This is a genomic window from Lentzea sp. NPDC042327, from assembly GCF_040647275.1.
Lineage (GTDB): Bacteria > Actinomycetota > Actinomycetes > Mycobacteriales > Pseudonocardiaceae > Lentzea.
Window position 1 is genome coordinate 25,649 of the sequence record NZ_JBEZBX010000015.1, and the last position, 17,661, is coordinate 43,309.

Genomic DNA, 17,661 nt, shown 5'->3' on the forward strand with positions numbered 1-17,661 from the left:
GAATTAGTCCGTTTGCGACCAAAGGGCATTTGACATGCGAGAACAGGATGCGAGACAAAGCGTTTTGTGTAGCGTCGCGGTGTGGAATCGCGACGAAAGCGTGGGGGCAAGCGTGTCGGCAACGTGCCGCACGCGGTGGATTGCTTCGTCGACCGCACCGACAAGCTCGACGAACTCACGCAACGGCTCCAGGAGCGGCGGCTGGTCTCCGTCGTCGGCATCGGCGGCAGCGGCAAGACCAGGCTCGTCTACGAGTTCGCCACCCGCGTGCAGGACAGCGGTGAGTTTCCCGACGGCGTGTGGATCGCCGAGCTCGACTCCGTCATCGTCAGCGATGACGAGGCCAAGAGCGGCAAGGGCGAAGAAGGCGTCTACCAAGCGATTCTGACCGCGCTGGATGCGCCCGGTCAGGCCACCCGCACACCGCTCAAGACGCTCTTGGAGTACGTGCAGGACAAATCGTTGCTCCTGGTGCTCGACAACTGCGAGCACCTCGGACGGACCGCGGGCAAGCTCGCGCTCACGCTGCTGCGCGCCGCGCGCGACCTCCGGATCATCGCCACCAGCCGCCTGCAGCTCGGTGCTGCCGGCGAGGCGGTCATCCGCATGGACCAGATGACGCTCCCGCCGCAGGACGCACCGCTGCCCGCCGATCCGGTCGGTCAGTACGAGGCGGTCGACCTCTTCTGCTCGCTGGTCGAGGCGCGGATCACCGGTTTCCGGCTCACCAAGGACAACTGGGACGACGTCGTCACGATCCTTCGCCGCGTCGACGGCATCCCGCTGGCGATCAAGCTCGTGACCGTCCGGCTGGGAACCATGGGGCTCAAGGAGCTCTTGGCCAGGATGGACAACCTGTTCGCGGTGCTCAACAAGAGCGACGAGCTCGACCCCGACCAGCACGAGACCCTCGAAGCCGTGTTCCGGTGGAACTTCGAGAACTCCGAGGACTCCGAGAAGCTGCTGTGGGCGCGAGCCTCGGTCTTCGCCGGCACCTTCACGCTCGCCGCGGCCGAGCAGGTCTGCGCGGACGACGAACTGCCCCGCGAACAGATCTACGACGCGCTCCACGGCCTGATCATGTCCTCGACGGTGGAGGTCACCAACGAGGAGCGCACGCGATTCCGGCTGCTCGTGCCGCTCAAGGAGTTCGGTGCCACGCTCCTGGATCAGCGAGGCGAACGGGACACGCTGCTGCAACAGCGGCGCGCCTACTTCATGTCGCTCGCCGCGCGCGCGGCGTCCACCTGGTACGGCCCCGCCGAGTACGACGTCCTCAACGCTCTCGCCGACGACTTGCCGAACTTCGACGCCGTGCAGCACGCCTACGTCGAGGACCCCGACCCGGACCAAAGCGGGCTGCAGATCGCCGTGAACCTGGCACAGACCAGGCTGTACTTCAAATTGGGCCGGATGCGCGAGTCGGTCAGCTGGCTCGGCCGCACCCTGGCCGCCACTGCCGACCCGCGACCGGAACTGGAGATCGGCGCCCGCGCCCTGGACCTCTTCGTCGACCTCTGCACCGGCGCCGACGCGGTCCGCGTGCGACAGCGCCTCGACGAGCTCAAGCAGATCGCCGGCGCGTACGGACAGCCGTCGCCGGTGGTGTGGTTCTCCGAGGGAGTTGCCCGGTTCCTGCTGCTCGACTACGACCTCAGCGCGATGCCCCTGCTCGACCAGGCCTACGACGCCCTGCGCGCGGCCGGTCCCGAGACGTACGGCGACGCGGCGATGGCACTGCTGCTCAAGACGATCGGCGAGACCCTGATGGCCGACAAGCACCGCGCCAGTGCCGCCGCCACGCGACTTACGGCGGAGACGGAGATCGCCGGCTCACCGTGGATGATCCGCTGGGCGCAGTGGTGCGCGGCCAACGTCGAATGCCGGTTCGGGCAGCCCGCCCGCGCGGCCGCGCAGCTCGAAGCCATGCTGCGGGACCAGAAGGACGGTGTCGACGCCGACAGCTGGCTGCCCATGTGGATCATCGAGGTGCTGGCCTGGACCGCGGTGAAGATGCGCGCCGGACACCGGGCCGCGGTCCTGCTCGGTATCGCCTCGGCGATCAACAAGATCACCAACACGAACATCGACACGATCCTGCCCTTCCGCGACAGCCACGTCGAAGCGGTCAAGACCGTCAAGCAACTCCTCGGCGAGGCCAACTACCAAACCGCCTTCGCCTACGGAGCCCAGATCCGCAACATCACCGAAGCACGACGTGCTGCACTCGGTCATCCGGTCGACCACCTCGACCTCGACGCCGCCACCGACGTCATCGCCGGCGCAGAAACCTGGGACCTGCTCACGGATGCCCAGAAGGACGTCGCCGTGCTCATCGCCAGAGGCCTGACGAACAAACGGATCGCCGAGATGCGCCTCAGCTCGATCAAGACCATCGACTCCCACGTCGCCGACATCCGCCAGCGAGCGGGCATCGAGGGCGGAGGCCGTTCCGCGCTGGTGGCGGGAGTGCTCAAGTTCGTACCACCGGCGTTGCTCGACGGCGACGACCACCACTGAGACACGATCTCGCCGGTGACCGACGCGGACTCTGCAGCGCGATGCCCGAGCTTGCGCAACCCGTCAGCACCTCCGGCGCCTCGCTCACCACGCTGCGGACGATCGCCGCGCGTAGGTGTTTTCCCTGAGACGACCGATCCCCCCGCTCGCGCACGACGAACGACCTGCGGCGCAGTCTCGGCGGAAGTTCTCGGGGTTTGCACGGATGTGACGCCTCTTCGCCACCCGGCATGCTCCAGCACGGCGGCAACTGGAACACGCACGCTCAACGCCGATCACCCTCAGTGACGGTCCGGCGGCAGTCCACACAGGCGCTGTCCGAGGTAAGGGTTACCTCGGAAACGGGTTAACCCAAGAACGAGCTGAGCGGCCGCGGCAGACAGCGGTTCACGAGGGATGCGGCCTGGGGGGATCAACAGCATGAGGACGCTGTTCACGAAGAGGGGAGGTTGCCCGCGGCCGGCGGCACCGGACCACGGACAACCATCCGCAACAGGAGGGCAAGCCTGGAAGACCACATCTCGCCCGCGCGGCCGCGACGTGCAGAGCCACTGCGAGGCTCACACGTCACACGTCCGCACCATCGCATTCACGTCTCGCGATCGCCCAGGTCAAGGGGTACGAGGACCGGGAGACGGACACGTCGGAGAGCTCACCACTCGACGTCGCCGCGGCTGCGCACAGAAATCACCTCCTGCCGGGAGGAAAAGCGCGCAGCACAACCACACACCGGTCGTGCAAGGACCGGTTCGGCAGAGTGTCCGCGCTCGGGGGAGTGAGGACTATCGCCGCTCAGTCTGGCCTAAGGCTCGGTACGCGGGGCCGCCCGGTTGCCGAATGTTTGGGCCCGACCTGTGAACCTGTGGGGCTGGGACCTGTGGACATGGCGTCCCAGGGTCATCGCGTGGGTGATCGTGGTCGAGCTGGTGACCGTGTCGTGGCTGGTCCACGCCACGGTCACCGGAGGCCAACCCAGCTCGCAGGACTGGATTCATCTCGGCACGATCGCGGCGGGAGCGCTGGCGCACGTGCACCTATCACGCCGGGCAGAGGAACGCCGCCGAACCGACGGCTCCAGACGCCACATCGACGTGTCGAGTATGTGGTCCTTCCCCGCAGCCCTGATCCTGCCGATTCCGCTGGTGGCGGTCCTGATCGCCGCCACCCGCGTGCAACGGCACCGGATCGCCCGCAAGCCACCGGCCAAGGCGCTGCTCTCGGCCTGCTCGATGATGCTGGCGGCGTTCGTCTCGCACGCGATCGCCGGAGCCGGCATCGGCCTGCGACCCGGTCCGCGGTGGAGCGACGGACTGGTCATCCTGCTCGCCGCGGGGATCTACTGCGTGCAGCAGGTCCTCGTGGTGGGGGCCGCGATCCTGCTGGAGGCCGACCAGCGGCCCCCGCTGACGGCGGTGCTCGGCAGCGCGCAGCAATGGCGGGTGACATACCTCGCGATCAGCCTCGGCATAGCGCTGGCGTTGACCTCGGCCCACCCGGTGCTGGTGGCGCTGATGGTCGGCGTGGGCGTCGCGATCAACCGGCTCATCGCCGGCCGCGCCGACGCCGAACACCAGGCCCGTGACGCGCGGAACGCGGCCGCGACCGACCCTCTCACCGGCGTGCTGAACAAAACCGGGTGGCGAGACGCCGCGGAGGCGAGCCTGCACAGCACACTGCAGCGCAGCGGCAGCTACGCCGTGGTGCTCGTTGACCTCGACTGGTTCAAGAGCGTCAACGACACCTTCGGGCACCTCGCCGGCGACGAGCTCCTCCAAGCCGTGGCCCGCGTCTTGACCAGCGGCGTACGTGAGGGTGACGACGTCGGCCGGTTCGGGGGCGAGGAGCTCGTCCTCGCTCTGCCCGACGCCGACGCCGCCGTGGCCCAGCAGATCGCCGAGCGCCTGCTCGACGGCATCCGCGCCATTCGCATCCCGACTACCCGGCTGCGTGGCGGAGATCCGGAGATCGTCACGACCACCGCGTCGATCGGCGTCGCGGTCAGCACCTCGATCAGCGACCTCACCGTCCTGCTCGATCGCGCCGACCGAGCCATGTACCAGGCAAAACGCGGTGGTCGCGACCAAGTCGTCATCGACGGCGACATGCACACTGCTCACTTCGGGGCCAAGCAACCGGTGTGACCCCGAAACGAGCGGTCGGTGGAACATAGTCCACGAAGTCTGACACTTGATACACAAGAAGCGCCATGCTGACTACAGAATGTTGCCTCTACTGCTCCATTCGAGTGAAGCGTGGACCATATTTCACCGATTGGTCTAGCGGTCACGGTGAGCGACCATGTAGACCTAATATGCCCTTAAAACAAGGGTTTTGATCACTGAGAGTGATTGATTGGTCTCAGGCTCGGGGGAGTTATGTCGGCCGTCGACCACTCTGTGACATCGCACCTGAGGTGTGTTCGACCGGCAGTTCGGACACGCTCCGTAAGGGAACGGCGCTGGGAGCCGCCGTCGGTGTCACCGCGTTCTCATGAACGTGTCGGTGATCAAGTCAAAGGGAGAGGGTCGCCGTCTGGATTTCACAGGTCCAGACGGCGCCGTCTCGCCGCACACCGCAGAGGGGGACAGCCGGGATGACAGCCAATGGGAAAGCCACGCCGCCGGTCAACGGACCGCGCCGGGCCGCGGACGTCCTCAAGGTGTTCAGCACGGATCCGGGCCCGAAACGCGTGACGGACCTGTCCCTGGCCACGGGTCTCTCGCCTGCCACGGCATCGCGCATCGCCAGCGGACTCGTGGATTCCAGCCTGCTGGCACGCAAGCCGGACAAGTCCTTCGTGCCAGGACCGGGCCTGATCGAGCTCGCACGAGCGGTGCTCACCGACATCGACATCGTGGGCTGACGGGGAGTCGGGATGCGCTCAGCAGTGCTCACAGAGGTCTCCAGAGACGACACCGCTCCGCGACACACGCTCGCGCGGGCGATCTTCGACACCGACGACCTCACGACATTTCTCACGGCCCGTGTCGGCGTAGGCCCGCTCACCAACGAACTCCAGTACCGCAGGCTGCGGCCGCCGGGCAAAGCCGAGTGCAAACGCCTTCTGCTTCCCCTCGATCTCAAAAACGTACTGGTGCGCAAGGGAATCACCCGCACGGCCATCCAGACTGCTCGACCGCCGCTCGTGTTGGTCTCCTACGTGGCCGTGGTCGTGCGGTTCCGCTTGCCCGAGGCTGTCCGTAAGGAGCTGGAGCACGGCTCGATCGGACTCGGCGAGGCGCTGCGGCCGCACGGCGTCCGCCGCCACGTCACCGACGTGCAGCTGACCAGCGCCGCCGACCGCATCGGCGGACAGCGGTTCGTGAGGGTGAAAGCGACGTTGAGCCTGCCCGGCGCTGGCCCCGTCGCGCTACTCGACGAGATCCTCTACGCCAGCGCGGTGTGCCGAGCCCGCTTCACAGGTAGGCCTCGTTCTTCCTGACCCGTCGTCGGCGATACGCCATAGCGTCGACGCGCCAGAAGGCGCGCGGCCGGGACTTTAGTCACCCGTCCGCGCGCCTCGACTCCGTCAGGGACTGATACGCACCACGCGGTTGCGATAGCGCAGCAGTTCGCCCTGGCAGTGCCTGGTCACTGCCGTAACCAGAACGCTCGCCTCCAGCGAACGCCCCTCGGTCGCCAGCTGAGCTGGCGTCGGGCACGGCGCCAGGTGCTCGATGGTCGTGCTTCTCTGGGCGATGATCGGTCCCTGGTCGAGCTCCGGGGTCACGTAGTGGGAGGTAGCGCCGATCTCCGTCACTCCTCGCTCGTGCGCCTGGTGGTACGGCCTGGCGCCCACGAATGCTGGCAGCAGCGAGTGGTGTGTATTGATCGTCGGCACGAGCTCGCACACTTCGGTGCGCACGATCTGCGTGAAGCGCGCCAGCACCAGCACGTCCACGCGGGTGGCCTTCACGAGCTGTAGCAACTGCTCGTGCGCGGCCTCATGTCCCATGCTGTCCACGGCCGCCGCCGGCCACGGGATGTGCGTGAACGGATGCCTGCCTGCTCGAAGTCGTGCTGCAGGTCGGTGTGGTTACCCGCGGCCGCCGCGATCAGTCCGGGCAGTGCGCCTTTTCCCTGCAGCGCGAGAAGTTCCCTCAGGCAGTGGTCTGCTTTGGACACCAAGACCAGCAGGCGAGGCTTCGCCACATCCGCGGTCCGCGGTGTGCTCGCCGTCTGGATGTGCCACGCGGTGAGGCCCCATTGCGCGGCGACTGTGCACCACGACGCTTCGAGCGTCTTGCGGTTCGCTGCGCAGGTGAACTCGGCTCTCACGAACACCGAGCCCTCGGAGTCCCCTAACATGCGGAAGTTCGTGCCGGCGATGGCACCGGTCCCGCGCATCCAGCTCTCGATGCTGCCACGCAGGCCGACAACATTTGGTCCTGCGGCCAGCAGCACGTACGAGTGGCTCACCGGATCGGCTCCGTCCTCGTGCTGGTGCGGGTGCGCGGTGTCCGCGCACGGTGCACCCAGTCGATGACCGCGACTGCGAAGTACAGCGCGGCCACACAGATCACGCCGATCCGGCCCCGCAGCGTCAGCGTGCGCGTGCTCATGACGCCGCCTGCCGTTGCGTGCGTACCGGGGCGCTCCGCGCTCGTAGGTGGCGGCCGTGCCCGTCCCGGCGGTGGTGCCGCAGCTCCAGGGCAGCCCACCCACCGGCGCGTGCGGCAATGCGAAGAATCGTCGGATTCCTGGGCTGGTTCGGCGGACCGTTCGAGAGGCGGGCAGCGGAGTTTGAAGTCACAGGCGTCTTCACAGCGATTTTCCCTTATGAAGGGCTGGCCCGCACCCAGGGGGAAGGGTGCGGGCCAACGTTTCGGATGTGGTCTTGAGGTTCCGGCGGAGTCATCCGCAGTTCTGGATGCACCAGGCGTAGTCGATGTTTCTTCCGAAACGCCACACCAGGTCGGTTTCCCCCTTCGTCACCCAGATATCGGTCGTGTCGAAGGACCACGAGAAATCGATGCGGACCAGAATGAACTGGTTCTGGCCGCAGTGCCTATAAATCGGTGACTGCCAGCCGCACGCGGAGAATGTGCCGAGCTGTGCCGTGCTGGCATCGCTGCCGTTCACGGCAGGTTTCTCGATGCCGCTCGACGGCTGCGTAGCCGGTGCTCTGGCAGCCGAGTCGACCAGCTGCGCGGACGAGGTGCCGACGAGCAGGCCGAACATCAGGCCGACCGTCACTATGAAAGCTCCGACGATCCGACCAAAGGCGGAAATCTTCATTGAACGCTTCCTCTCGGATCAACGCGAACTGGGAAGCTGTGTCACCAGCAGTCGGAGATGCACCAGGCATTCGTGACCATGCCCGCGCCCTGCAGGGCGTAGTGCCGCGAAAGGTTCGCGGTGCCCAGGACGGTGATGTCGCGGTGGCTCCACCCGTAGTTGAACTGGATGCGGATGCGGGGGAACGTGCTGGCACCGCAGTGGGTGTAGAAGGCATCGAGCCCCGAGTAGGGGCTGCGGTAGTACCCGCACCGGTAGTACGACGCGCTGACCGCGTGGGTGCCGGCCCAGCTCTGCTGCTCGCGGGCGCCGTAGCTGCTGGCAGACCCCTGTTCGTGAACCCCGTAGCTGCTCGCGGAGCCCTGTGCTCGGGCGTGTTCAGCCAAGGCTCTGGGGCCCGAGTCCGTCACCTGAGCGGACGAGGTGCCGGCCAGCAGCCCGAAGATCAGACCGGCCGCCACCACGAACGTGCCCACAACTCGGCCCAAGAAAAAACGATTCACTGCTTAGCCCCTTTATTTCAGCGAATGAAAACTTGTTACCTGAATGCGGCTGGCCGCGTCCGTTCGATGTATCCGGGGAAGCGGCCGTCCCGCGCCTTCGTCAATGAGCTTCAGGGAATCTATGCGAAATATTTCTGAAGCTGAAAAGAGCACGCTGAACTGGCTGAATCGGTGTCCTTCGGCCAGTTCAGCATGCTCTGCCGATTGGTTACACAGAAGAGCTGCTTGGCGTCGCCATGTGTAGCGTCAGGCGGGAACTAAATAGAGTCGAGGAAACTGTCGGCGGAGATCAGTAGCAGGTCGGTTGGTACCAGTCGGTCCACGCCAGGCTCACCCAGCCGCGCACGCCGGTGCGCAGGTTCGTGGCGAGCATGTAGCCGTCGCGGTAGTCGTTCGGGTAGGCCGCGTCGCTGTAGTGGTCGAAGCGCATCGAGTACCCGAGCACCGGCTCACCACCAGGGGTAGCGCGGATCCTGACCCAGTCGCCGGTGCTGTACGCGTAGTTCCTGCAGGAGGCGGCCTTCGTCGCCTGAGCCCCAGCCGTCTTGAGCTGGATCTGCGAGCCGGCCTGGATCTGCGAGCCGGGCTGGCTCATCGACACCTGAGCGTTGGCCGTGCCGGCTCCGAGCAGGGCGGTCGCCGCGATCGCGACGACGCCAGCGGCGCGCGAAATCAACGCACGATTCATCACGGGGTTCTCCTCGGTTTTTCAGTGAGTGAGACGCGGTCGGTTTCGGCATGCCGCCGCCGGTCTCTGAGGCGAGTCCCACGAAACTTCAGAGCCGGTGAAACCGTCAATGAAGAGAACCGAAAATGTGCAAAACTTGTCAGGGCTTGCTCGTGGCATGCCAGTATTGCCGCTGCGCATCTCCGCAGCGGCAATACTGGCCGTTCTCTCGCGACTACAGGATCAGATTTTTATCAGCGAACGAGTCGGCGAGATCCCGACACCAACGCGAACTGCGGAAGCGCGCGCAAGATCAAGGGGCCCAGCAGCATCGCGAGGACGATGCTCGCGATGCCGACGACGCCCCGGTCGATCGCACTTGCCGGGCCGAGGAGCAGGACTCCGGCGAGCAGTGCGGCGAGGTCGAACAGGACTCGGACCGATGCCAGTGACCGTCGTCGGCGCCGGGCCATCTCGATCATGACTCCATCGCGCGGAAGAGCGCCGAGGTCGGCGGCCAAGTAGGCCGCGACCCCGACGACGAACGCCACGGTGCCCAGGAGCAGGAACCCGGCACGCAGCAGGATGTGCTCCGCTGGCGGAACTGCCCTCGTCATACCGTCGCAGACGATGGCCGGTACGACAGCGGCGGCCAGAGTGCCGATGCCCCAACGGATGCGCAACGGCACGTACAGAAGCAGGAACACGGCCTGCGTCACGGTGAACGCGACGCCGACAGACCATCCCATCCGATCGGCCAACGCCGCGTGGAAGACGTCGAGCGGCAACAAACCGAGGCGCGCATGCAGCAGCAACGCGATCCCGATGCCCATGAGCACGGTGCCCCACAACGTCTGCAGCAGCGCCACCGGCGACCGCGGCCAACTTCGAACCGCACGGTGAGTCACGCCGCCCACCTCGCCGCGATGACGTGCGCAATCGCCTGCACGACGTCGTCGCACTCGTTGTCCCGCATTTCCTTCGCCACAGCCTCCCAGCGGGCCCGCGTGCTCGCGAACGCCGCCCGGATGTCACCGGGCTTGAGGTGAAACACGTCGGCGAGCCGGAACGCGATCACGTCGGGCACCCAGCCCGTGAGCGCGAACTGTTCGATGCTGCACCGGCGAATCCCCAAGTAGGCTGACAGCAGCAGCGGGCTCTCGGTCCCGTCGCCGAGCTGCCCCGCGAGCTCCCAGTACACCAGGCGGGACTCGTTGAACCCGGTGCGCGCCGCCACCTCGGCGGTCGTGAGCGCGCGGTTCATCCGCAGATCGGCAAGAGTCAGCGCGCCGTCGACCGGACGAAGCAGATCCACGGGCCGGACCCGCAGAACGTGCGCGGCCGCCCGCAGCGACCGCGCACGCGGCGACACCTCACCGGTGCCCCAGCGCAGCAAAGTCTGCCGGGTCTCGTTGATCCGCTCGCCGAACGCTCGGCGGCTCAGCCGCCGCTGCTTGCGCAGCCGCTCGAACTTCTCCGGGTCAAACCGCGGGCACTCGCTGATCGATGTTCCGTACATGGTCATTCCCCCTGGTTCAGGCTGTGCGACGCGGGCGGACGGCGGTCAACGTCAAGCTCGTCCCCGCCTCGGCCTCGGCGGCGGCTCCGCGGTCGAGCACCTGCAGAAGCGCGTCGAAGATCCGGGATGCCGAGGCCAATACCACGCCGTCGAGGCCCGGCTGACACACGGTTGCGCCGGCCTCCTCCGCGATCAGCAGGCCCGCAGCACGCTCGCGCAGGCTCACACCGCGGTCGACGTGCGCATCGGTCCAACCCGCCGCGACATGGACGAGGTCCAGCGCCGGCGAACCGGAACAGCGAATATCACCGATATGCGGCAGGAGCGCGCCGATCACCCTCGTCGCCGCAGTCGTGGAGAACCCCGTGCTCACCACCGCGACGTCGAGGCGCTCCGTCGACGAGACCCCAAGCTCAAGCCAACTGTCAGAGATCATGCGGTCATGCAGGCGAGCACCCTGACCCAAACCCGCTGACCACGTCCTGCGGCTGTGCGGTTCGACGACCGCTGCCGCCAGGACAACGTCGTCGAGCATCGCCGCGACCGACACGCTGTAAGAGGGCAGGCCCGAGAGGTAGTTCGCATTGCCGTTGAGCGCGTCGACGACCCAGGTCACCTGGCCCGGTGTCACCGCCGTGTGCCCAAGCACCGCATCCGACGGCCGATACTCAGCGAGCAACTCCCTGATCAAACGTTCCGCACCGAGACCGGCCGGACTGATCGTGGTCGCCGTTCCGCGCAGCCCCTCAACACGACGTCTTGCCGCCGCGGGAAGGCGGTCCGTCCAGATCAGGTGAGCGGCTCTCGCCGCCAGGTCCTCGGCGAGCTCCGTAAGCCTGTCAACAGGCACATGCATGTTCTTTACCCCCTTGCGCTGCACATCGAGCTGCCGATACCGGCACAACTCGCGTGTGTTTTTGTCGTGCGCTCGGGGGAGAGGCAACGAACGCAAGATACACCACCGGGCAGTCGAAGGCGAAATCCTTCCAGTGCTCGAAGCTTGCCGCTCTGGCATTTGATAGCCGTGTCTTTTTCAGTCACTGAAAAAGGCGTGAGATCGATAGGCGGCCAGTCGGCGACCAGTTACTCTCCGTCAAGATCGGCGAGGTGTGAATCTGTTTATGCACGTAGCTGGCTTAACTAGATGACTGCGGGTAGTTGCTGTGTGAGGGTAGGGCGGGTCGAGCAATGAGAGCGAGTGTCATCGGCGGTGAAGAGCGCGGCGTCGGCGCAAGGGGTCTAGGGCAATCATAAAGAAAGCAAGAGTCTTTGCTCGCGTCTGCGGTGCGGTTGAGATGACGAGCGATTATGAAGATGGTGAGAGCCCGGCGCCGACTAGTCCTCAATACATGCTGATGTGCAACCTCGCCCTCGGCCACATCGACGATTCGCTGCGACAGCTCGTCGGCGAGCTGAGCTAGGACTCAGGTGTTCGCGCGCTGGCGACCAGATCGGCCTCGCGCCGTCCCCACTTCCCTGGGGGACGGCGCGAGGTCCTCATCCGAGGGAGATTTCGGTGCGTGCACTGTTCGCCGTCGCACTCGCAGCGCTGCTTCTCGGCGCTTGCATCTCGATTGCGGGCCCCCCGCCTCCGCCTGGTCCTCCAGGTCCACCTCCAGCCACTTCGACCACGCCGCCAGCTGTTGATCAGCGGCAAGGCCGAATCGACGCCTACGCCGCGGCGATGATCGGCCGCATGGCTTCCGCAGATGGCCCCGGCTTAGGCATGACCAGCAGTGACGCATCTCTGCTCGAAAGTACGAACATCAACGGGACCGCCGGCATCCGGCAAATCGATTTAGTCACCGGCGTGACGCGAGCACGGGTACTGGACCAGCCCGGCCTGACCGCAACCGGCATTGCCGTCAGCAAGCCGCCGCGAACACCCGCCACGGTGTGGCAACTGACCCAGCACAACGGCGTCGCGATCGCGCGCGACCCCGTCACCCTCGCGACGAAACGCACGATCCCCTACGAAGGCAACGGCCAGGGCCTGTGCGACGACGGCACCCAACTCGTCCACAGCGACGGCACGATGCGCCTGACGCTTCGCGACCCCGTCACCTTCGACAAGACCGGCAACGTCGAGGTGGCGGGCGGCTGGTGGAACACTGCCCACCTCGGCGAGCTGGAATGCGTCTACGACAACGGCCAACGCGTCGTCTGGGCAAACCTCGTCGGCACGACCTGGATGCTCCGCATCAACATCGACTCCAGGTCTGTCACCGGCATCGCCGACCTGGCCCCCGCGCTCGCCGGCGCGACGGGCGGCATCGACCCGATCACCGGGATCGCAGCTGTTCCCAACGTCCGCAACGAGTTCTGGATCTCAGGCACCGGCTGGACCACGCCGGTGCGCATCCGGCTGGCCTCGCGGCCGTGAGCGCGCCCCCTAAATCCCGTCCGGCGCCGTCTAGTCGACCGCGTCGGGCGATAGCGACTCGTAAAGCCCGTCGAGCTCGGAATGGTTCAGCAACAACGCCACCTCCCACTCCGGCACGTCATGCTGCGGCATCCCACGTGCGAGGACTGGATCATGTTCATGGGACATCTCCGATCTTCGGAGTGAGAGCGCCAGACCTTGAGGTGACTTCCTCACGCCACGTGCAGACCGGTGCACGAGCCTATCGGTCTGCACGTGTAATAGCTTCAGTGTCAATCAAACCGAAGGCGTTCCCGGTATACAGCGAAGCGACGGTCCCTGATCTCAAACAACACCTGGAATCGCCCGTCCTATACTCGTCAAGCAGCGAACTTCGCGACTCGGACTCCAGCGCGCTCTCCGAGCTGATCAGCACCTCGGCCTCGGCGGCGAACACCGCGATGGTCAGAGCCTCCTCCACCGCGCGCCTGCGTGCGACTCCGGTCTAGAACACCAAAGATCCACAAGTTGACTTTTGCGCATTCCCAGCCCACTCGACCTGTGTCGCTCCCGCCGACTCACCTCCTGGCCGCCACCAGATGGCACCACTGCCGACAAGCACAAGACCTCAACGGGGCCCGGCGAGCCCGTAGAGCTGCAGGAGATCGACAGGTCCGTACCTCAGGACGTGCTGACCTCCAAACCTCAGAGGGCGAACGCCCAGGTCCAACTCTGCGGACCGTCGAGCGCATGGCGGCCGACCACCGCCACCGCCGCAGTAGTCGAGCTGCTCGACGCGGCCTCGGCCGGGCAGGCTCACGAGCACGGGGTCACATTGCGCGGTACCAGGGGGCTCCGCCCCCTGGACCCCCAGGGCCCGCGGCACGTCCCGCGCGACGAGCTGCATACCCACTCATCTTCCGTCCGCGCGGAACGCACCACGGGATCGGCCGCACCGTTACGAAGGCCAGGTGGTGAGCGAGCCAGCCGTGGCCGGGATGGCCGAGCACCACCAGCGCCCAGCGTGCGGATTTGGTCAACGTCAACGGGGAAGCAGGACAGGAGAGCGTCTTCGCCCTGATCCGAGGTGGTTTCGCGCGGAAGGAAGGATCCCGGACCGCAGGGCCCGCGAGTTCTACTTGCGTGACGTGCGAAACCGGCTGAACTGACTGGGTCGGCGCCGACGTGCACCAGCCGGAGTGAACCCGCCGAGGTTCGACCGCGAACCAGTGTCTCAGCAGCAGACCCCAACCGCTACCTCGGGCCGGGCGTGCTCGACACACCTATTCGCGCATGCTCGCCGCGATGTCGCTTCGTGCCCGCACAATCTTCTCGGACGCTCGGCGCGCCCTGTCTCCTGGGGCTTCGATATCACGCATACCGTGGGCTGCGGCTTCCTTGCCGGAGCCGAACAACGGCACCGGTGAGCGGTAGTCCCTTGTGGTCTCGGCCGTCTCCAGGCTGATCTGACCTTCTAACACGGCAAGACGCAACGCCAGCAGGTGGTCACCGTCGTGGCAGCCGGCCCAACCGGCGCAGATCCGCAGCCTGCCGGACTTCGGGTCCGACAGGTGGCACAAGAACAAGCCCTTCGGCTGCTCCGCCGTCGGGGCGTCGTAGCCGATCAACTTCTCGTATTCCGAAGGGGCCCAAATCCCAGACGGCGCATCTAACCGATACGGATCCGCGTCGCACGGTCTCGGCGCGGGCGCTGCGATTTGCTCATGGTTCACGGAGCGCCCCCAGGCGAAGTCGACTTGCGCGATCGATGCCAATCTTAGTCACGATCGCGGCGACAACAGATGGCACTGACGGAAACGAACACCGTACTGTGGCAGGAACATGCCGCGGCACGCTCGCGCCAGCGGTCCTGCGTGGCGGCGAGACCCCGCTGCCGGGCAGCGAAAGATCAGCTCGCGGTGCCGTGACGCCCGCGCCGGCCTATCGGAACCGGTCGCCGGGTCCGCCTCTGTTGAGAGGTTGGCGCTGGGGCACGGTCGAGCTCGTCGAGCAGCGCCACGAGCCGGGCACGATGCTCCTCGGTGCGCTGCTGACGACGCTTCTCCGCCCTGCACCCTCGACACCTGGTCCCCGGACGATCTTCCGTCCGGCAGCCTTTTCCTCGATCCTGAAGACGGCGAGTTCGTGCGACTCCACCGGGCTGAGATGTACGAGGCGACCGCCGACGAGAAGTGGGTTATCGCTATTCGTGTGGTCGGCACATACGAGCACTCCGGGAAGCCGTACCAGCGAATTCTCCCCGAGGACAGCGAAGTAGAGGTCTGGACCGAGCGGGTCAAGGCGTGGCTCGCTTCGGACGCGGGACTCGATCTGACGAACCTGCGCCGGCCGACGCTCGGGGAGACCGAGCCGGTGTTCGACGCCGCCCAACACCGGCTCATCACCGCCGCGGATCATCGCGCCGCTGCACTACCTGCCACCAGACCATAATCCGTGATCAACCGTCCACATGTGACATAGGGCCGGGTCAGGCTGGGCACCGGCCGGGATTGTGGGTCGCGGCCCTACGATGACGGACATGCCACTGCCTCACCTCGACGATGCCGATCTGCTTGAGGTAGGACAACTTCGTCTGGTCGAAACCGTAGCGCCGTCGGTGCCACCGCATCACCAGCAAGCCCGAGATGCGGTCTGGAACGCTGCGCTGAAAGCGAATCCGATCGGGTTGTTCGACGGTCCGGTGGTGGTGTGCTCGGGTCTTCGGCGTGACGGCGAGACCGTCCATCTGTCGTGGGCGCGCACGACCTACCGGCACTTCGCGCTCCGTCGCGTCGAGGGCGCGGCCGTGCTGCCGAGCATCTTCGTCACCGTCGCCGTCCCGACCGAGCGGGGAGGCCTACTGGTGGGACGCATGTCGCGGACCACGGCGGCGCCGGGTCGGTTGCAGCTTCCCGGTGGTTCGATGGAACCCCCGGTTGAGGCCGAACAGCTCGACACGGAGGCCTTGGCGCGGCACGCGGCGCGGGAGCTCGTCGAGGAGACCGGCGTCGACATCCCGGTGGCCGACCTGCGGTTGTGGACGTTGAGCAGGGGGGAACACGGCAACATCGGGGTGTGCTTCCGAGCACCGGCTCAACCGGAGGCGCGGGTGCGCGAGCGGTTCCGGGCGGCACTGGACGCCGAGGTCTCGGCGGGCCGGGAGCCGGAGCTGTACGACATCGTGTTTCCGCGCACCGCTGCCGATCTGGCAGTGCTGGACGGTCCGCGGGTGGACTACCTGGCGCCGATCCTCGACTTACACGCGCGCGAGTCGCTCGGCGCTGGCTGACCGGCGGAACTGCGGGTTGTTGTTCAGGCGGAGGCGAGCAGGTCACGAGCCCGGTCGTCGAGCTCGACGGCACAGCGCAGGCCACGTGCCCGGTAGCGGGCGATGTCGGCGCGCATCCCGAGGACCGCCTTGCGGGTGCGGACGGAATGGACGCCGTCGAGGTGGTCCAGTGCCTTCATCCAGGTCGCGCAGGCCTGTTCGACCCCGCCTCGTTTGAGCTGTTGTTCGGCGGCGTTGGCCAGGTCGAGCACGACGACGCGGGCGTAGTTGCCGCGGGGGCGGGCGCTGGCAGCGCGGGCGTACTGCTCGGCGGCGGCGTGGTGGTCACCAAGGGTTTCGTGCACGCGAGCGGTGCGGGAGAACACCGAGGCGCGGGCGGGTCCCCAGGTCAGCGCCCAGAACGGCGGCTCGTCGCCGGGGTCGGCGGCGAGCAGTGCGCGGGCTCGGCGGGTTTCATCGAGGGCCCGCTGGGGATGCCCGGCTTTCGCGAGGGTGTGAGCGTGCACGACCCGGAACAGGGCCTCGGTGGGGAAGTCGACCTTGCCCTTGGCCATGGTCAGCCCGGTCTCGGCGAGGTCGAGGCAGTGCTCGGGCCGGTGCAGCCGCAAGCCCTGCATGGCCATCGTGCGCAGGACGAACCCGGCGTGGCCGGTGAGTTCGGATTCGTGGGCTAGAGCGTAGGACTGCAGGTAGTAGCGCTGGGCGAGGCCGTGCTGGCCGGCGTCGTAGTGCTTCCACCCGAGCAGGTGCACGCCGCGGGAGGCGGCGGAGAGCATCTGCCGGCGTACCTCGTCGGTGCGGAACCGGCCGCGGCACAGCGGGGCGACGTCGTCGCGCAGGTAGGCGATCAGTGCGGTGCGGCCGAAGCGCCCGCCGTGGCGTTCGTCGAGGTCGGTCATCGCGCTGATCATGTCGCGCACGGCCTGGACCTCGGCCATGCCGATGGTGTGCCCGGTCCTCGCGGCGGCGGTGGCGCGGGTGGCGGCGTCGCGCAGGTGGTCGAGCGGCAGCACCGCGGCGGCCACCGAGTACGCGGACTTCAGCAGGAAGCGGCGCCGGTCCAACTCATACCTCCAGATCGACTGCAGCGTCGTGAGCGGGTCGCCCGAGAGCGCGAGCCCGACCGACGCATCGTCGTCTGGTTCGTCATCGGCCGCTAGACCGAGGTCGCTCGGGCGCAGCAATCGCCCGAGCCGCCGGGAGAGCACGGCGGTGAGGAAGCGGCCGGTGTCTGCGGCCGGCACTGACCCCGAGACCCAGTGCTCGACAGCGGACTTGTTGGTGCGCAAGGACACGCCGCCCTCAGCCGCGACGGCCCGCACCGCTGTGGCCACGGCCTGGTAGGTCATCTCGGCCTCGTCGATGAGGTTCTTCAGACGCCGGTTCGGCTGTCGCGCCGCGCTGGCCATGAGCACCGCCCCTATACCCGCTATACCGGTTGCCCCGGCCGACACCGTACCGCGCACGGGCGGTAACAGGTTGACTACCCATCGACCCTTTCAGGTGGAAGTTCGCAGGTCAGCGCGCCGCACATCTGTAGCCAGACAGACGAGTGCGCCGCCT

The 17,661-nt window shown here is 66.8% G+C and carries 18 protein-coding genes; 7 read left to right on the forward strand and 11 right to left on the reverse strand.

The window, feature by feature from the left end; genetic code table 11:
• Window positions 1-135: 135 nt before the first annotated feature.
• From AB0A63_RS31335 to AB0A63_RS31350, 4 genes are all read left to right on the forward strand, one after another.
• A complete protein-coding gene (locus AB0A63_RS31335) occupies window positions 136-2,520 on the forward strand; it encodes an NB-ARC domain-containing protein (protein WP_360397517.1) in 2,385 nt (794 codons plus the stop codon).
• Window positions 2,521-3,374: 854 nt separating this feature from the next.
• Window positions 3,375-4,661 carry a diguanylate cyclase gene (locus AB0A63_RS31340; protein ID WP_360397519.1) on the forward strand — a complete coding sequence of 429 codons (1,287 nt, stop codon included), beginning with the start codon at window positions 3,375-3,377 and terminating at the stop codon, window positions 4,659-4,661.
• 452 nt (window positions 4,662-5,113) lie between these two features.
• Complete coding sequence (locus AB0A63_RS31345; protein WP_360397521.1) at window positions 5,114-5,383, forward strand: helix-turn-helix domain-containing protein; 270 nt, start codon at window positions 5,114-5,116, stop codon at window positions 5,381-5,383.
• 12 nt (window positions 5,384-5,395) lie between these two features.
• Window positions 5,396-5,962 (forward strand): hypothetical protein, encoded by a 567-nt coding sequence (locus AB0A63_RS31350; RefSeq protein ID WP_360397523.1) that lies wholly within the window; start codon window positions 5,396-5,398, stop codon window positions 5,960-5,962.
• 87 nt (window positions 5,963-6,049) lie between these two features.
• Here AB0A63_RS31350 and AB0A63_RS31355 read toward each other — a convergent pair whose 3' ends face one another.
• The 9 genes from AB0A63_RS31355 to AB0A63_RS31395 form a co-directional block, all read right to left on the reverse strand.
• Window positions 6,050-6,475, reverse strand: coding sequence for a formyltransferase family protein (locus AB0A63_RS31355; RefSeq protein ID WP_360397525.1), 426 nt, complete (start codon window positions 6,473-6,475; stop codon window positions 6,050-6,052).
• Window positions 6,433-6,939 carry a hypothetical protein gene (locus tag AB0A63_RS31360; protein WP_360397527.1) on the reverse strand — a complete coding sequence of 169 codons (507 nt, stop codon included), beginning with the start codon at window positions 6,937-6,939 and terminating at the stop codon, window positions 6,433-6,435. Before AB0A63_RS31360 ends, AB0A63_RS31355 begins: the two co-directional genes overlap by 43 nt.
• Entirely contained in the window at window positions 6,936-7,082 is a 147-nt protein-coding gene (locus AB0A63_RS31365) for a hypothetical protein (protein WP_360397529.1), read from the reverse strand. The genes AB0A63_RS31360 and AB0A63_RS31365 overlap by 4 nt, the downstream gene beginning before the upstream one ends.
• Window positions 7,083-7,374: 292 nt before the next feature.
• Window positions 7,375-7,758, reverse strand: coding sequence for a DUF6355 family natural product biosynthesis protein (locus AB0A63_RS31370; protein ID WP_360397531.1), 384 nt, complete (start codon window positions 7,756-7,758; stop codon window positions 7,375-7,377).
• Between the two features lie 41 nt (window positions 7,759-7,799).
• Window positions 7,800-8,246 carry a DUF6355 family natural product biosynthesis protein gene (locus AB0A63_RS31375; RefSeq protein ID WP_360397533.1) on the reverse strand — a complete coding sequence of 149 codons (447 nt, stop codon included), beginning with the start codon at window positions 8,244-8,246 and terminating at the stop codon, window positions 7,800-7,802.
• Window positions 8,247-8,550: 304 nt separating this feature from the next.
• A complete protein-coding gene (locus AB0A63_RS31380; RefSeq protein ID WP_360397535.1) occupies window positions 8,551-8,949 on the reverse strand; it encodes a hypothetical protein in 399 nt (132 codons plus the stop codon).
• Between the two features lie 233 nt (window positions 8,950-9,182).
• Window positions 9,183-9,797, reverse strand: coding sequence for a hypothetical protein (locus tag AB0A63_RS31385; RefSeq protein ID WP_360397537.1), 615 nt, complete (start codon window positions 9,795-9,797; stop codon window positions 9,183-9,185).
• A gap of 35 nt (window positions 9,798-9,832) precedes the next feature.
• Entirely contained in the window at window positions 9,833-10,447 is a 615-nt protein-coding gene (locus AB0A63_RS31390; RefSeq protein ID WP_360397539.1) for a helix-turn-helix transcriptional regulator, read from the reverse strand.
• Window positions 10,448-10,463: 16 nt separating this feature from the next.
• Entirely contained in the window at window positions 10,464-11,390 is a 927-nt protein-coding gene (locus AB0A63_RS31395) for an inositol monophosphatase (RefSeq protein WP_360397541.1), read from the reverse strand.
• Between the two features lie 741 nt (window positions 11,391-12,131).
• Between AB0A63_RS31395 and AB0A63_RS31400 the strand changes: the two genes are divergently transcribed.
• Entirely contained in the window at window positions 12,132-12,830 is a 699-nt protein-coding gene (locus tag AB0A63_RS31400; protein WP_360397543.1) for a glutaminyl-peptide cyclotransferase, read from the forward strand.
• Window positions 12,831-14,092: 1,262 nt separating this feature from the next.
• Here AB0A63_RS31400 and AB0A63_RS31405 read toward each other — a convergent pair.
• The gene (locus AB0A63_RS31405; protein ID WP_360397881.1) at window positions 14,093-14,542 is read right to left on the reverse strand and encodes a DUF6283 family protein; all 450 of its coding nucleotides are present in this window, start codon (window positions 14,540-14,542) and stop codon (window positions 14,093-14,095) included.
• 433 nt (window positions 14,543-14,975) lie between these two features.
• Here AB0A63_RS31405 and AB0A63_RS31410 point away from each other — a divergent pair, with 433 nt between their 5' ends.
• Together AB0A63_RS31410 and AB0A63_RS31415 are read left to right on the forward strand one after the other, a co-directional pair.
• Window positions 14,976-15,260, forward strand: coding sequence for a hypothetical protein (locus AB0A63_RS31410; protein ID WP_360397545.1), 285 nt, complete (start codon window positions 14,976-14,978; stop codon window positions 15,258-15,260).
• An 88-nt stretch (window positions 15,261-15,348) separates the two neighbouring features.
• Window positions 15,349-16,098: an NUDIX hydrolase gene (locus AB0A63_RS31415; RefSeq protein WP_360397547.1), complete on the forward strand. Its 750-nt coding sequence runs from the start codon at window positions 15,349-15,351 to the stop codon at window positions 16,096-16,098.
• 23 nt (window positions 16,099-16,121) lie between these two features.
• Here the strand turns inward: AB0A63_RS31415 and AB0A63_RS31420 are convergent, their stop codons facing one another.
• Window positions 16,122-17,507 carry a hypothetical protein gene (locus AB0A63_RS31420; protein WP_360397549.1) on the reverse strand — a complete coding sequence of 462 codons (1,386 nt, stop codon included), beginning with the start codon at window positions 17,505-17,507 and terminating at the stop codon, window positions 16,122-16,124.
• Between the last annotated feature and the right edge of the window lie 154 nt (window positions 17,508-17,661).

Coding starts and splice junctions, on each gene's coding strand:
- AB0A63_RS31390 (WP_360397539.1), bottom strand. CDS start 10,447: ATGTACGGAACATCGATCAGCGAGTGCCCGCGGTTTGACCCGGAGAAG.
- AB0A63_RS31410 (WP_360397545.1), top strand. CDS start 14,976: ATGTACGAGGCGACCGCCGACGAGAAGTGGGTTATCGCTATTCGTGTG.
- AB0A63_RS31365 (WP_360397529.1), bottom strand. CDS start 7,082: ATGAGCACGCGCACGCTGACGCTGCGGGGCCGGATCGGCGTGATCTGT.
- AB0A63_RS31400 (WP_360397543.1), top strand. CDS start 12,132: ATGATCGGCCGCATGGCTTCCGCAGATGGCCCCGGCTTAGGCATGACC.
- AB0A63_RS31415 (WP_360397547.1), top strand. CDS start 15,349: ATGCCACTGCCTCACCTCGACGATGCCGATCTGCTTGAGGTAGGACAA.
- AB0A63_RS31350 (WP_360397523.1), top strand. CDS start 5,396: ATGCGCTCAGCAGTGCTCACAGAGGTCTCCAGAGACGACACCGCTCCG.
- AB0A63_RS31345 (WP_360397521.1), top strand. CDS start 5,114: ATGACAGCCAATGGGAAAGCCACGCCGCCGGTCAACGGACCGCGCCGG.
- AB0A63_RS31420 (WP_360397549.1), bottom strand. CDS start 17,507: ATGGCCAGCGCGGCGCGACAGCCGAACCGGCGTCTGAAGAACCTCATC.
- AB0A63_RS31380 (WP_360397535.1), bottom strand. CDS start 8,949: ATGAATCGTGCGTTGATTTCGCGCGCCGCTGGCGTCGTCGCGATCGCG.
- AB0A63_RS31355 (WP_360397525.1), bottom strand. CDS start 6,475: ATGGGACATGAGGCCGCGCACGAGCAGTTGCTACAGCTCGTGAAGGCC.
- AB0A63_RS31370 (WP_360397531.1), bottom strand. CDS start 7,758: ATGAAGATTTCCGCCTTTGGTCGGATCGTCGGAGCTTTCATAGTGACG.